The 13,918-nt window shown below is 62.6% G+C and carries 10 protein-coding genes; 2 read left to right on the forward strand and 8 right to left on the reverse strand.

Annotated features, from left to right (window positions below):
* Nucleotides 1-84: 84 nt before the first annotated feature.
* Nucleotides 85-2,115 carry a CocE/NonD family hydrolase gene (locus ACFOGH_RS17220; protein ID WP_380074400.1) on the reverse strand — a complete coding sequence of 677 codons (2,031 nt, stop codon included), beginning with the start codon at nucleotides 2,113-2,115 and terminating at the stop codon, nucleotides 85-87.
* A gap of 180 nt (nucleotides 2,116-2,295) precedes the next feature.
* On the opposite strand from ACFOGH_RS17220, the gene betC reads away from it, so the two are divergent.
* Nucleotides 2,296-3,804 (forward strand): choline-sulfatase, encoded by a 1,509-nt coding sequence (gene betC / locus ACFOGH_RS17225; RefSeq protein ID WP_380074401.1) that lies wholly within the window; start codon nucleotides 2,296-2,298, stop codon nucleotides 3,802-3,804.
* 230 nt (nucleotides 3,805-4,034) lie between these two features.
* Here the strand turns inward: betC and ACFOGH_RS17230 are convergent, their stop codons facing one another.
* The 7 genes from ACFOGH_RS17230 to ACFOGH_RS17260 all read right to left on the reverse strand — a co-directional run bounded on the left by ACFOGH_RS17230 (nucleotide 4,035) and on the right by ACFOGH_RS17260 (nucleotide 12,261).
* Nucleotides 4,035-5,261, reverse strand: a complete 1,227-nt coding sequence (locus ACFOGH_RS17230; RefSeq protein WP_380074899.1) for a lytic murein transglycosylase — start codon at nucleotides 5,259-5,261, stop codon at nucleotides 4,035-4,037.
* Between the two features lie 116 nt (nucleotides 5,262-5,377).
* Nucleotides 5,378-5,716 carry a low affinity iron permease family protein gene (locus ACFOGH_RS17235; RefSeq protein ID WP_380074402.1) on the reverse strand — a complete coding sequence of 113 codons (339 nt, stop codon included), beginning with the start codon at nucleotides 5,714-5,716 and terminating at the stop codon, nucleotides 5,378-5,380.
* Nucleotides 5,717-5,942: 226 nt separating this feature from the next.
* Nucleotides 5,943-8,189 (reverse strand): ribonuclease R, encoded by a 2,247-nt coding sequence (gene rnr, locus ACFOGH_RS17240; RefSeq protein ID WP_380074403.1) that lies wholly within the window; start codon nucleotides 8,187-8,189, stop codon nucleotides 5,943-5,945.
* 111 nt (nucleotides 8,190-8,300) lie between these two features.
* Entirely contained in the window at nucleotides 8,301-9,443 is a 1,143-nt protein-coding gene (locus ACFOGH_RS17245; RefSeq protein WP_380074404.1) for a BaiN/RdsA family NAD(P)/FAD-dependent oxidoreductase, read from the reverse strand.
* The gene (locus tag ACFOGH_RS17250) at nucleotides 9,443-10,762 is read right to left on the reverse strand and encodes a mechanosensitive ion channel family protein (RefSeq protein WP_380074405.1); all 1,320 of its coding nucleotides are present in this window, start codon (nucleotides 10,760-10,762) and stop codon (nucleotides 9,443-9,445) included. The genes ACFOGH_RS17245 and ACFOGH_RS17250 overlap by 1 nt, the downstream gene beginning before the upstream one ends.
* A gap of 153 nt (nucleotides 10,763-10,915) precedes the next feature.
* Nucleotides 10,916-11,518: an enoyl-CoA hydratase/isomerase family protein gene (locus ACFOGH_RS17255; protein WP_380074406.1), complete on the reverse strand. Its 603-nt coding sequence runs from the start codon at nucleotides 11,516-11,518 to the stop codon at nucleotides 10,916-10,918.
* Complete coding sequence (locus ACFOGH_RS17260; protein WP_380074407.1) at nucleotides 11,515-12,261, reverse strand: SDR family oxidoreductase; 747 nt, start codon at nucleotides 12,259-12,261, stop codon at nucleotides 11,515-11,517. Before ACFOGH_RS17260 ends, ACFOGH_RS17255 begins: the two co-directional genes overlap by 4 nt.
* Before the next feature lie 124 nt (nucleotides 12,262-12,385).
* Between ACFOGH_RS17260 and ACFOGH_RS17265 the strand changes: the two genes are divergently transcribed.
* Entirely contained in the window at nucleotides 12,386-13,903 is a 1,518-nt protein-coding gene (locus ACFOGH_RS17265; RefSeq protein ID WP_380074408.1) for a DUF2125 domain-containing protein, read from the forward strand.
* Nucleotides 13,904-13,918 lie beyond the last annotated feature (15 nt).

Below are 13,918 nucleotides of genomic sequence, written 5' to 3' on the forward strand. Positions count from 1 at the left end.
GGATTTTTGGGGCCGTTTTTTGTTGATTACCCAATCAGTAACCCGCGAATTTCCGTTATGGCAACGATTCTTGCGCGGGATGCTTCAAACAAATCTGCGCGCGACCTTGTCATCAAAATGTCGCTCAAACACTTTGGTATCCCCCTCATAGGCGGTCAGACTGGCCTTCAGATGCAGATGCGTCGCCGTGGCAGTCATCTCGGCCCAAGCGTTTGTTTTCACAGACCAATCACCACGAGACTGCCGCTGCTCCCAAGTATGCACCGCCCGCGCCGACAGGGGATCATCCGGGTGGATTTCCCACAGTTCGGTCATGCTTTCGCCGGTGCAATGACCATGAGTCAAATTTTCGACATCGCCCAGATCATCGCTGATCACCAGCGCCGTGGTGCCGTTGATCAGATCCGTCTCGATCTTGCGCGTGGTCTTGCCCGCCCGCAGAACTTTGTGCGCCCAAGGCGTCGCACCCTGCGCTTCGGGCGGCGTCCACTCTGCCGCGCTGCCCTGATGCACCGGCAGATCAAGGCTGCCTGCCATCACCGTCAACGTCGCAGGCTGGGGCGAGGGCCACAGGAACGGCCAATAGGTCGTCGACAGCGCTAGGCGCAGCCGATGCCCCGCCGCCAGACGGTAAGCCATTTGGTCAATGTCAAACGCCACATCCACCGTCTGCCCCACCGGCATCGGGGCGGGGTCTTCCATGCTACCCCGATGACACAGGTTCAACATGCCATGCGCGATGCGCACCGATGATCCATCCGGGGCCACATCGCACAGCCGGGCCACCACAAAGCCCAGTGGCTGATCGCTGGAAAGTCGCAGGTTCAGCCGCGCGGCCCCCAGCAGATCCAGCGGCTCTGATAAGACCACACCATCAAAACAAACCGAGATTGCGTCGTCACTGGCCTGATCCCCCGGCATTTCCGCATTCAAACCCATCGGAAAGAACTCACCCGTATGCATCCCCAGATGCTGCGGCGTGTTGATCGTCACCGGAACCCGAAGCGCTACCCCGGCCCCCAGCGCGCCCGCGGTGGGGACTGGGGAGGGCTGGCCCTCCCCAGACCTCTCCCCCAGCGCCAAGACCTGAAGTGTCACGCGCGGACTGGGCCAGACAGTCTCTGCCACCCAATGCCCCGCCCGATGCTTGGCCGAGGCATCCGGGGCCTCGGAATGGATCATATAGGCGCGATAGGCCGGGTCATTTTCGGCGCCGTTTTCGATGCCCTTCAGCCAGCGATCCCACCAGCGCAGCGCCAGTTGCAGAAAGCCGATCGCAGGCCCCGGCACCGCCGTATGCGGATATTGATGCACCCAAGGCCCGACGATGCCCTGCACCGGAGCAGGCACATTCTCCACCAGATGCGCCACGGTGTTCATGTAATTGTCGGCCCAACCGCCCCAAGACAGTACCGGCACCGTCATCCGCGCATAATCCTCTGACACCGAGCCATGCTTCCAGTAATCGCTCTTCTCTTGCATCTCAGCCCAGCGGGGGGCCAGCCAAGGCTCATTCTCCAGCCGCCGCAGCCATTCCGCCCGCCAATCCGGGCGCAACACCGGGTCCGCTGGCCTGCTGGAGTAAGACAGCATCACCGCCCCCCAGCCGAAGTTCTCGCCCAGCAGGCAGCCGCCCTTGTAGTGAATATCATCAGCAAAGCGGTCGGTGGTCGAGCACACCGACACCACCGCCTTTAGCGCCGGTGGCTGCAAAAACGCCGTCTGCAAGCAGTTAAACCCGCCCCAGCTTTTGCCCATCATCCCGACCGCGCCGTCGCACCAATCCTGTGCTGCCAGCCATTCGATCACCTCGCAGGCGTCGGCGAGTTCCTGAATGGTGTATTCATCGCTCATCAAGCCTTCGCTGTCGCCATTGCCGCGCATATCGACGCGCACGCAGGCATAGCCATGCCCCGCCACATAGGCGTGCATCATCTCATCACGCGGCAAAGTGCCATCGCGCTTGCGGTAGGGGATGTATTCCAGCACCGCAGGCACTGGCCCTGCGCCTTCGGGCCGCCACACCCGCGCCGACAAACGGCAGCCGTCCGATAGCACGATGCCCATGTCGGGCTCGTCGGTAATGGCAAAGGGAAACTCGGTTACAATCTTCATGTGGGTCCCCTTGTCATCTCGCGCGTATCAGGCGATGCGAAGGCGCTGAAATCCGTCCTTCAAACGGCGCTTGAGCATCCATTTGCGACGTTACGTCACATTCGGGTAAAAAGCCCTCTTGCAACGCAAACCCAAGCGCGCCACCACTTTCGCGCAGATCAAACCGCAAAGGAACCCTCCATGACCGCCCGCCCGAATATCCTGATTGTCATGGTGGATCAGTTGACCGGAACCCTGTTCGATGATGGTCCCGCCGCCTTCCTGCACGCGCCAAACCTGCGCCGTTTGGCCGATCATTCGGTGCGCTTTGCCAATGCCTACACCGCCTCACCGCTCTGCGCCCCGGCACGCGCCGCCTTCATGTCGGGCGCTCTGCCGCGCCGCACCCGTGTCTATGACAATGCCGCCGAATTTGCGTCAGACATTCCCACCTACGCCCACCATCTGCGCCGCGCGGGCTATTACACCTGCCTGTCGGGCAAGATGCACTTCGTCGGCCCCGACCAGATGCACGGGTTTGAGGACCGTTTGACCACCGACATCTACCCCGCCGATTTCGGCTGGACCCCGGATTACCGCAAACCCGGCGAACGTATCGACTGGTGGTATCACAACCTAGGCTCCGTCACCGGCGCAGGTGTCGCCGAAATCACCAACCAACTCGAATACGACGATGACGTCTGCCATCAAGCCGTGCAGAAAATCTACGACCTCTCGCGTGGGCTTGATCCGCGCCCGTGGTGCGTTACTGCCAGCTTCACCCACCCGCACGACCCCTTCGTGGCCCGCCGCAAATACTGGGATCTCTACAACGACGCGCCCGAGTTGGAACCGCCCACCCCGCTCGCCTACGAAGACATGGACCCGCACTCGCAGCGCCTGATGGACGCGTGCGACTGGCGCGGTCTCGAAGTTACCCCCGACCACATCCGCCGCGCCCGCCAAGGCTATTTCGCCAATATCTCTTACGTCGATGCCAAGATCGGCGAGATATTCGAGGCACTTGAAGCCACAAGGCAAGAAGCCATCGTGATCTTCGTCTCGGACCATGGTGAAATGCTGGGCCGCAAAGGCCTGTGGTTCAAGATGAACTTCTTCGAAGGCGCCTCGCGCGTCCCCCTGATGATCTCGGCCCCCGGCCTTGACCCCAAACGCATCGACACCGCTGTCTCCACCATCGACCTGACCCCCACGCTCTGCGATCTGGCGGGCATCTCGATGGAGGAAGTCATGCCGTGGACCGATGGCGAAAGCCTGCTGCCCCTGGCCACCGGCACCCCGCGCACCACGCCTGTGGCGATGGAATACGCCGCCGAAGGCACCATCACCCCCATGGTCGCGCTGCGCCTGGGTGCGTGGAAATACATCCACTGCCCCGCCGACCCCGATCAACTCTACGACCTCGCCGCCGACCCCGAGGAAAACTATAACCTCGCCGCCGACCCCCGCGCCGCCGAGGTGCTGGCGCATTTCCAGACCATGACGCAAGACCGCTGGGACATCCCCTCCTATGACGCCGAGGTCCGCCAAAGCCAAGCCCGCCGCTGGGTGGTTTACGAAGCCTTGCGCAACGGCGCCTATTATCCGTGGGATCACCAACCCCTGCGCGCGGCCTCCGAGCGCTATATGCGCAACCACATGGACCTGAACGTGCTGGAAGAAAACAAACGCTTCCCGCGCGGCGAGTAAGGCGTCTGCGTGCCGCCCGTTTTTACCCCGCAGCGAAGCGGCAGCGCCAGAACGCTCCGCGGGGGATATTTAAGAACAGGTGAAAGCAAAGAGGCTCTCTATTTCACCTGTTTCTTAAATATCCCCGCCGGAGGCTTCCACATATCCGCCCGCAGACCTTTTGGTCGCGATGCTGCGCCAGCGCCGCCGAGCGGTGGCTCGATGCCACCCGAGGCGGCACCCCGATGGCCTCAGCGCAGGGCCTGCAGGATCTCAAGGCTGGGGTAGCCATCGGGCACCATGCCGTGCTTGCGTTGAAAAGCCTTTACGGCAGCGATGGTCAGCGGACCGACCTTGCCATCCGGCGTTCCGGCATAAACCCCGGCGCGCAGCAGCAGGCTTTGCATCTCGCGGCGTTCGTCCAGCGTCAACGCTCGCAGATCGCGCGGCCATGTCGCCTTGAACGCTGCCCCGCCCGCGATGCGATCCGCCAGATGGCCCACCGCAATCACATAAGAATCGGCCTTGTTATAGGCTTCAATCGCCGCGAAATTGTCGTAGACCAGAAACGCAGGCCCCCTAGCCCCCGCAGGCAGCAGCAACGCCCCCCAGCCGGTGCCCAGCGCCCCGCCATCGGGCAGGGTCACGCCCAGCGCGGCCCAGGCACTCAGCGGCTTTTGTGTGCGATCCCCGGCGAGGTCATAGTCAAACCCCGCAGGCAGCCGCACCTCATCGCCCCAGCGCCCGCCGTTTTTCCAACCCGCGTTTGCAAGATAAGCCGCGGTCGAGGCCAAGGCATCGCTGGGATCATCGCCCCAGATATCCGGCTTGCCCTTGCCCGCAAACGTCACCGCCAGCTTCAGATAAGACGACGGCATGAACTGCGTATGCCCCATCGCGCCGGCCCAGCTTCCCGCCATATCATCTGGCTTCACCGCCCCCGATTGCAGGATCTGCAGCGCCGCGATCAACTCGGCCTCAAAAAACGCCCCCCGCCGCGTGTCGTAGGCCAAGGTCGCCAAGGCACTGGGCGTTTCAATGTCGCCGCGCACCGCGCCATAGGCGCTTTCCAACCCCCAGATCGCCAGCACCACATGCTTGTCCACCCCATAGCGCGCCTCGATCTGATAGAGCAGCAGACCATGCGCACGCAATGCCTTTTGCCCTGCCGCAATTCGGTCTTCCGATACCGCACGGTCAAGGTAATCCCAGATCGTGCGGGTAAATTCATCCTGCTTGCGGTCGCGCTCGATCACCGCAGGCAGGAAATGCACCCTCGCCATACCAGCATCAAACGTCTCTGCCGAAATCCCCGCCGCCAGCGCCCGCCCGCGAAACCCTGCGATCCACGCCTGCAATCCCGCCTCAGAGCCATTCTCGATCACGTCGCCATCCCCCGCACTTGCCACCACCTCGGGCACATCTTCCGCAATCTCTTGCGCCACAGATGCGCCCGCCTCCAGTGCCACGCACAGCATCAGCAGGGCAGACAACGGACGCAAGGAAGGACATGGGCAGATCAGCACGGCGAACACTCAGATTAGCGGGACCGCCAGATTACCGACGACCCCCACCTGCGCAAGCGCATTCAGCCTCAGGCCGCGATCCGGCTGCCCGCGCGCAGATCATCGCGCAGTGCCATGACCTCGTGCATCAAGCTGGCATTCTGCCGCTCCATCCGGCACAGATTGTCCTGCATTTCCTCGATGGTGCGGTTGCCGGTGTTCTGCAGCAGAAACACCATCAGAAAGGTTGAAATCGTGGTGCCGGTGTTGATGATCAACTGCCAGGTGTCAGAATACCCAAACAGCGGCCCGGTCACGGCCCACAGCGCCACGACCAGAAACGCCGCCATGAACGCAAACGGGCTTCCCAGCCCGGCCGAGATCCATTCCGACAGGATGTCAAAGCGGTTGGTGATATAGGTTTTCATGGTGATCTCCTTCAGACAGCCGTTTCCGGCCGTCCGTCAAAGGATCACGCGATCCCCCGAAGGCAGGCCCAAAACGGCAAATGCGGTCGACTGTGACTTGACATTGGGTTGCGGTTCCTGGGTTTCACAACGCGTATGGTTGCAGGGGCCGCGATAGGCGCTTGCCGCCTGCGGGTCAACTCACATCTTGTTGCATTTCGGTGATTTATCGGGCCAGCGCAGGGATTTACCGCCGCTTGCGCACAACCTTGCGCTTGGTCGCGGCCTCTTTGCTGGCAAACTTGCCCGGCTTTTTCGGCTGATACCGCCCCGGCTTGGCGCGACCTGTCGGCAGCGTTGCGCCTTCGATCTTCAACAGATCCAGCGTGATGCCCCCGGTCATCGGCGTGGCCTCGGCCAGCCGCACCAGCACGCGCAACCCGATGCCAATCTCGATCCCGGTATCCGCGCCGATCAGTACCTGACGATCCTGATCATAATGGAAATACTCGCGCCCGACCGACCGTATCGGCACCAGCCCATCCGCCCCGGTTTCATCCAGCTTCACGAACAGCCCAAACCGCTGCACACCCGAAATCCGGCCGGCAAATTCATTGCCCACTCGATCAGCCAGAAACGCCGCGAGATAACGGTCGTTGGTATCGCGCTCGGCCACCATGGAGCGCCGCTCGGTATCCGAGATCAGCTTGGCGGTCTCATCCAAGTTTTCCACATCCCAGGCCGACAAGCCATCGTCGCCCCAACCATGCCCGGAAATCAACGCCCGATGCACGATCAGGTCGGAATAGCGCCGGATCGGCGAGGTGAAATGCGCGTAGTTGCGCAACGCGAGGCCGAAATGCCCGAAATTCACCGCGTTGTAATAGGCCTGCGTCATCGACCGCAGCGTCGAGATGTTCATCAGCTCGTCAAAATCGGTATCCTGCGCCTGCGCCAGCAACCGATTGAGATGCGCTGTCTTCAGCACCTGCCCCTTGGCCAGCGTAAAGCCCGAAGCCTCGGCCACTTCGCGCAAAGCCTCCAGCTTGTCGGGCGAGGGTTCTTCATGCACGCGGAACAGCAAGGGCCGCTTCAGCCCCACCAATTCCTCGGCCGCCGCGACATTGGCGAGGATCATACATTCCTCGATCAACTTATGCGCATCAAACCGCGCCTTGAACGCGACTGACACCACCTTGCCCTCGTCGGAAAGTTCAATCTTCCGCTCGGGCAGTTCCAGATCCAGCGGTTGCCGCAGCGCCCGGGCCTTTTTCAGCGCCTCATAAGCCGCGTAAAGCGTGGTCAGGATCGGCAGCAGCGGTTCCGTCACAGCATCGGGCCGCCCGTCAATCGCATCCTGCACCTGCCCGTAATGCAACGACCCTTGCGAGCGCATCAGGCCACGGGTGAAGCGATGGCTGAGTTTTTGCCCATGCGCGTCAATCCGCATCTGCACCGCCATGCAGGCGCGATCGACATGTTCGTGCAGGGAACACAGATCGCCCGACAGCACATCCGGCAGCATCGGCACCACGCGGTCGGGGAAATAGGTGGAGTTGCCACGCTTCCTTGCCTCGCGGTCCAGCGCGGAATTCGGGCGGACGTAATAGGCCACATCGGCGATGGCGACCCAGATGTAATAGCCGCCGGGGTTTTTCGGATCGGGATCAGCCTCGGCATAAACCGCATCGTCACGGTCGCGGGCATCAATCGGGTCGATGGTCAGCAAGGGCAACTTGCGCAAATCCTCGCGCTTGCCCAAAGGTGCTGGCTGCGCCGCATCGGCCTCGGCAATCACCGCATCGGGGAACTGATCGGGGATACCGTGCTGGTGGATCGCAATCAGGCTGACCGCCCGCGCCCCCGTAGGATCGCCCAAACGCGCAGTGATCCGCGCCTGCGGCAGACCCAGCCGCTTGTTGCCGACCTGTTCCGCCTCGACCAGTTCACCATCACGCGCGTCATTGGTCTGGCCCGCCGCCACGCGCCATTCCTTATCGACGCCCTTGTCCACGGGCACAATCCGCCCGCCCTCTGCCGTGCTGCGGAACACCCCCAGCACCTTCAGCGGGTTCGACCCCAAGGCCCGGATCAACCGCGCCTGATAGCCGTAATCCTGCCCGCCCACCGGCGTCAGCCGCGCGAGGATCTTCATCCCGCCCGCCAAAGCCACATCGCCCTTCTGCGGCACGATCAGGATACGCGGCGGCGTGTCGCCCGCATCCGCCTCCAAAGGCTGCGCAAACAGATCGCCATTGCTGTCAGGCGGCAGCACCAGCAGCACCGAAACCGGCGGCAACGCCCCCGGTTCGCGATAGCGGCGCTCTTTCTTCTCGATCCCGCCCTCGATCTCAAGTTCCTTCAGCATCCGCTTCAGATCAATCCGTGCATCGCCCTTGATCCCGAACGCCTTGGCGATATCGCGCTTTCCGGTCAGGCCGGGGTTGTCTTCGATCCATTGCCGGATCTGCTGTTTGGTGGGGAGTGTGTTCATGCGTCTGATCTAGCACGATATTGGGATAAAGGCCATGCTTCGCAGCCCTTCGCCAAGCGCCGGGGCGCTGCCCCGGACCCCGGAGTATTTAGACCAAGATGAAATCAGCGGCTATTTGAGTGCCGCCGCCCGCCCTGCCCAGCGCCCCGTCGCCATCGCGGCGGTCAGCAGATAGCCGCCCGTCGGGGCCTCCCAATCCAGCATCTCGCCACAGACGAACATGCCGGGGATGGCTTTCAACTCCAGCCCCTCGGTGACAGCATCTTGCATAATACCCCCGGCCACCGAGATCGCCTCATCCAGCGGCCTTGGTCCTGCCAGCCGGAACGGCAGCGATTTTACTGCCGCCACAGTCTCCATCCCCCGGCCGAACTCCATCACCACACCCACAGCCGCAGGCGAAAGTCCCAGCTTGCGCAGCCGGTTGGCCAAGGTTTCCCCCGGCTTCATCCGTGCCAGTTTCGCGGCAATCTCATCGCCCGACACATCCGCCATCAGATCGACCCGCAACGCCGCCCCCTCGCGCAGCGACCGGCTGACGGTGTAAACCCCGCCGCCCTCGATCCCACGCGCCGAGATCACGAATTCGCCGCGCTCGCGCTGATCGCCGACCAGCAGCGCCGCGCCCTTGATCGCCGTGCCGAAATGCTTGGCCATGTGCGGCGTCCACTCCACCGCAAAGCCCATATTCGCCGGCTGCCAAGGCGCAATCTGCACGCCCTTTTCCGCCAACCAAGGCACCCAAGCGCCATCCGATCCGAGCCGCGACCAGCTTGCCCCGCCCAAGGCCAGCACCGTCACTTTCGGGTGCAGAACCTCGCGGCCCTCTGGCGTCTCAAACGCCAAGCCCTCGCCATCAAACCCAGCCCAGCGCCAGCGACTGCGCAGCTCTACCCCCACACCCTGCAAGCGCAGCAACCATGCCCGCAGCAACGGCGAGGCCTTCATGGCGCGCGGAAACACCCGGCCTGTCGATCCGGTGAACACCTCTTGCCCCAAGGCGCGCGCCCAGATGATCATCTCGCGCGGGCCAAATTCGGCCAGCATCGGGCGCAGGCCTTCGTTGCGATAGGTCGCGATGAAACTGCTGCGATCCTCGTCCTTGGTCAGGTTCAGCCCCGACTTGCCCGCCATCAGAAACTTGCGCGCCGGGCTGGGTTTGGCATCGCACACCACCACCTTAAGCCCGGCGCGCGCCAATTCCTCTGCCGCCATCAGGCCCGCAGGCCCCGCGCCAATCACCAAAGCATCCATCAGATATTTCCTTTGGGCAAAGCGCCTTTAATTTCCACCACCCGGTGCGGATAGGGCATCTCAATCCCGGCGGCTTTCAGTGCGTTCCAGATCGCGAACAGCACCACCGAGCCGTATTTGTTCTTGCCGTCATCAATGCCGTTCACCCAATATTCCACTGCAAAATCAACGCTGCTTTCGCCAAAACCGCGCAATTCGCAATCCGGGCCATCGGGCTGAGTCAACACAAACGGCAGTGCCTGCACCGCACGCTCGATCACCTCGGGGACAAGGTTGATATCGGTGTCATAGCCCACCGAGAACAAAGCCTCATAGCGGTTGGCACTGCCCTGATCCGAGTAATTCACCACCCGCGTGGTGACAAAATGCTCATTCGGCACCACAATCCATTTGCCGTCGAACGTCTCGAGCACACAGGCCCGCGCGGTCATCTTGACGATTGTGCCCTTCTCGCCGCCGTCGAGTTCGACATAATCGCCGACCGTGGTTTGGCCCTCGATCAGCAGGATGATGCCGCTGACAAAGTTCGCGGCAATCTGTTGCAGCCCCAGCCCGATCCCCACACCCAAGGCACCACCCAGCAAGGCCACGGCGGTCAGATCAATGCCCATGATGCTCATCAGCAGCAGGAAAGACGCGCCAAAGATCGCCACCTCGGTCGCCTTCACCGCCAGTTCGCGGGTGGCGGGGCGCAACTCTTCCTGTTTCTTGATGTAGTCGGCGCTCTGCCGGTTCGACCACGACCCCAGCCAGAACAACAACCCGCCCGCGATCAGCCCCCGGATCAGCGCCATCACCGAAAACCGGATATTGCCCAGCGCGATGATGGTTTCTTCCAGCCGCAGCGAGATATCGTCCAGCAAGCCCACCGCATACAGGGCGGCGACGGGAACCAGCACATATTTGCCCAGCAGTTTCAGGAATGGATCGCGCAGCACTTGTTGCACGAACAACCGCGCGGCAAGGAAGAAGAACACCCGCTTGCCAAAGGCAATCACATCACCCGAGCCGAACAGCGACCGAGTCACCTCCTCGCCCGCTGCCGTAAAGCCATAGGCCAGCAGCGGCATCAGCAGTGGCAAAAACCGCAAGGCAAAGCGCAGGGCGGTGGCAATGATGGTGTCCTTGTCGCCGGGGTCGAGCATCCGCAGCGCCAAGGGCGCGATGCGGCGTGAGGCATATACCGCACCAAACACCGCCAAAGCCAGCAGCGCGAATTGCGACCAAGCCGCAGGCGACAGCAGCCAGCCTTCGGCAATTTCGCTGCCCTGACGCAGCCAGCCCATCACACGTGTGACAAATTCCGATTGCTGTTCCATACCAAGGCCCCCACGCTACCCCTCTCCAGTGTCAAAGAAACCGGGGTAAAACAAGCCTGCCCGAACGCCGTGGTGATTTGAAGCCGTTCCACCACGGCGCAGGGCGCAGCCGATTTCTGCACAGAAATCGGGCCGGAATTTGTGCAAATTCCGCTACCCGATCAGCCGTTTGATCGCCCCCGCATGGCCGGGTTTGGCCGCCAGCACATCCGCTGCCAAGGCCCGCGCCGCGGCCATCAGCTCATCCGCCGCGACAATGCGGTCGATCAGCCCCCAAGACAGCGCCTCCTCGGCACCAATCTTCGCGCCTGCCATCAGCAGCAACTTGGCGCGCGCAGGTCCGACCAGCGCCACCAATCGCGCAGGGTCCGCGGGCTGCGGCAGATAGCCCAAGCGCATCACCGGGTAAAAGAAGTTCGCCCCCGGCACCGCCAGCCGCAGATCGCAGGCCAAAGCCATCCCCATCGCCCCGCCCGCCAGCGTGCCATTCAGCGCCGCAATCGTCAGCCCCGGCAGCCCTGCAATGCGGTTGGAAAGCTGATCCCATATCGGATCACTCGCCAGCCCCGCGCGTGCCTCGTCCAGATCGGCGCCTGCCGAAAACACCCGGCCTTCCCCGGTCAGGATCAGCACCTGCGGCGGATCTTCCAGTGCTGCCAGCAGATCGCCCAGCATCGCCCGGGTCAACGCATTGGCCTTGTCGGGCCGCTGCAGGGTCAGCTCCAGCAGCCCAGCCTCGCGCGCGACGCCAATCATGCGATCAACCCCACCGCGCGCCGCACCGCCTCATCCCGCAGCGAGACATCGCGGCCGAGATACTCATCCGCCCCCGCCCCGCACATCCACACCAGACATTTCGCCGGCCAATCCGCCGGGATATGCACCGCGAAATCCAACTGGCTGACCGGATTGACCCCGCTCGCCTTGATCTTCACCTGCATCTCGGTCGCCACCGTGCCCGGAGACATCCCCAACACCCGGATGCCCTGCGCAGCCTCCTCCAGATGTGCCACGCGAGTCAGCATCAGCGCCCCCGCCTTGCTGGCACAATAGCCGCCCCAGCCCTCCATCGGGTTCACCGCCGCCCCTGAGGACACCGTGATGATCGTGCCGCCACCCTGCGCCCGCATGATCGGCAGCGCCGCCCGCATGCCGTGAAACACGCCCTTGAGGTTGATATCAATCGCCGCCGAGAACGCCTCCACCCCCGCCTCGGCCAGCCGCGCAATCGGCTCGATCACGCCTGCATTGTTGATCAACACATCCAGCCGTCCGAACCGAGCAACCACCGCCGCCAGCGCCGCGGCCACATCCGCGCCATCGGCCACATCGCAACGCCGCGCCATCGCCTGCGGACCAATCTCTGCCGCCAGCGCCGCAATCCCAACTTCAGACCGCGCCAGCAACGCCACCTTTGCCCCCGCTTGCGCAAATTCCCGCGCCGCCGCAGCCCCAATACCCCGGCTTGCACCAGTGATCACAACAACCTTGTCCTGCATCGCTTGCCCCTCACGCCCAGATGACAATCCCGTTTAGCCAAATCCACCCGCAACGGAAAGCCTTGACCCTGCCTGCACTTGGACGGATGCTTATGCGCGATATTTCAATCGGAGAGGCTTGATTATGAAACACTGGAAACTCGCCGGCAGCACCGCCGCGATTGCGATTTTGGCCGGAACCGGCGCATTTGCCGACGTAACCCCCGAAGAAGTCTGGCAAAACTGGCAAGATATGAGCACCTCTGCCGGGCAGACCGTCACCTCGACCAGCGCCGAGCGCGATGGCGACACTTTGGTCGTCTCGGGTGTGACCATCACCTACGAAAAAGACGGCACCTCGTTTACCAGCGCGATCGAGCAGATCGACTTCACCGATAACGGCGATGGCACGGTCGATGTCACCACGTCTGACAACACCGAAATGTCGTTGAAAGCCCCGGCAGCCAAAGACATCGACGGCGCCGTGCCGACCGATCTGAAGATCACCCTGTCGCAACCCGATATGGTTGTCACCGCCAGCGGCACCGCCGATGCGCTCAGCTACGAATTTGAAGGCCCCAGCGTCACCGCCACGTTTGAACCCGGCGACACCGCAGCCGAGGCGCAGGGCAATTTTGAAGTCGCCCTCAGCGATCTGTCCGGCAAATATCTGGTCGAAGGCAATGGCGAGGCCAAAAAGATCACCTCTGACTTCGCCGCCAAAAGCCTGAAAGTCACTGGCACCGGCAAGGACGAAGCCAAGAAATCGGACGTTACCTTCAACGCCACGATTGCCGATCTGGCGGGTAACTCCAACGGCAACTTCCTAGGTGCCGCCGCGATGGCCGATATGGCCAAGGCGCTGCAAGGTGGCTTTGCCGTCAACGGCAATTTCAGCCATGGCGCGATGACCTTCGATCTGGCCGTCACCGAAGACGGCAAGCCCACCAAGATCACCGGCGCATCCGAAGGCGGCGATATGTCGGTGGCGATGGATGCCACACATCTGCAATTCGGCGCAGGCGGCAAGGCGCTGAACCTGACGATTGCCAGCGCCGACATTCCGTTCCCGGAGCTGAAGATCGGCTATCAGGAAGCCGCCTTCAACATGCTGATGCCAGTCGGCAAGACCGCCGAGCCTGCCGATTTTGCCTTCCTGACCAAGCTGGTCGGCTTCACCGTCTCGGATGAGGTGTGGGGCATGTTCGACCCGGCAGGCAATCTGCCGCATGATCCGGCCACGGTTGTCATCGACACCAAGGGCAAAGTCACCATGACCACCGATCTGTTCGACGAGGCTGCGATGGCGGCTTTGGGCGATGCCCCTCCCGGCGATCTGAACGCGCTGGACGTGACCGAGCTGAAAGCCTCGATCGCAGGGGCCGAACTGACCGGCGCCGGTGCCTTTACCTTTGACAACACCGACAAAACCACCTTCCCCGGCGTGCCGCTGCCGACCGGCAAGATGGATCTCAAGCTGACCGGCGGCAACACGCTGCTGGATAAGCTGGTGGCGATGGGCCTTCTGCCGCAAGATCAGGCGATGGGCTTCAAGATGATGGTCTCGATGTTCGCCAATTCCGCGACCGACAAGGACGAGATGACCTCGACGCTGGAGTTCAAGGACAAAGGCTTCTACGCAAACGGCCAAAAGCTCCAGTAAGCGCCTTGACATGAC

Source organism: Cypionkella sinensis, from assembly GCF_042646385.1.
Taxonomy (GTDB): domain Bacteria; phylum Pseudomonadota; class Alphaproteobacteria; order Rhodobacterales; family Rhodobacteraceae; genus Cypionkella; species Cypionkella sinensis.

Coding starts and splice junctions, on each gene's coding strand:
- ACFOGH_RS17220 (WP_380074400.1), bottom strand. CDS start 2,115: ATGAAGATTGTAACCGAGTTTCCCTTTGCCATTACCGACGAGCCCGAC.
- betC (WP_380074401.1), top strand. CDS start 2,296: ATGACCGCCCGCCCGAATATCCTGATTGTCATGGTGGATCAGTTGACC.
- ACFOGH_RS17230 (WP_380074899.1), bottom strand. CDS start 5,261: ATGCTGTGCGTGGCACTGGAGGCGGGCGCATCTGTGGCGCAAGAGATT.
- ACFOGH_RS17235 (WP_380074402.1), bottom strand. CDS start 5,716: ATGAAAACCTATATCACCAACCGCTTTGACATCCTGTCGGAATGGATC.
- rnr (WP_380074403.1), bottom strand. CDS start 8,189: ATGAACACACTCCCCACCAAACAGCAGATCCGGCAATGGATCGAAGAC.
- ACFOGH_RS17245 (WP_380074404.1), bottom strand. CDS start 9,443: ATGGATGCTTTGGTGATTGGCGCGGGGCCTGCGGGCCTGATGGCGGCA.
- ACFOGH_RS17250 (WP_380074405.1), bottom strand. CDS start 10,762: ATGGAACAGCAATCGGAATTTGTCACACGTGTGATGGGCTGGCTGCGT.
- ACFOGH_RS17255 (WP_380074406.1), bottom strand. CDS start 11,518: ATGATTGGCGTCGCGCGCGAGGCTGGGCTGCTGGAGCTGACCCTGCAG.
- ACFOGH_RS17260 (WP_380074407.1), bottom strand. CDS start 12,261: ATGCAGGACAAGGTTGTTGTGATCACTGGTGCAAGCCGGGGTATTGGG.
- ACFOGH_RS17265 (WP_380074408.1), top strand. CDS start 12,386: ATGAAACACTGGAAACTCGCCGGCAGCACCGCCGCGATTGCGATTTTG.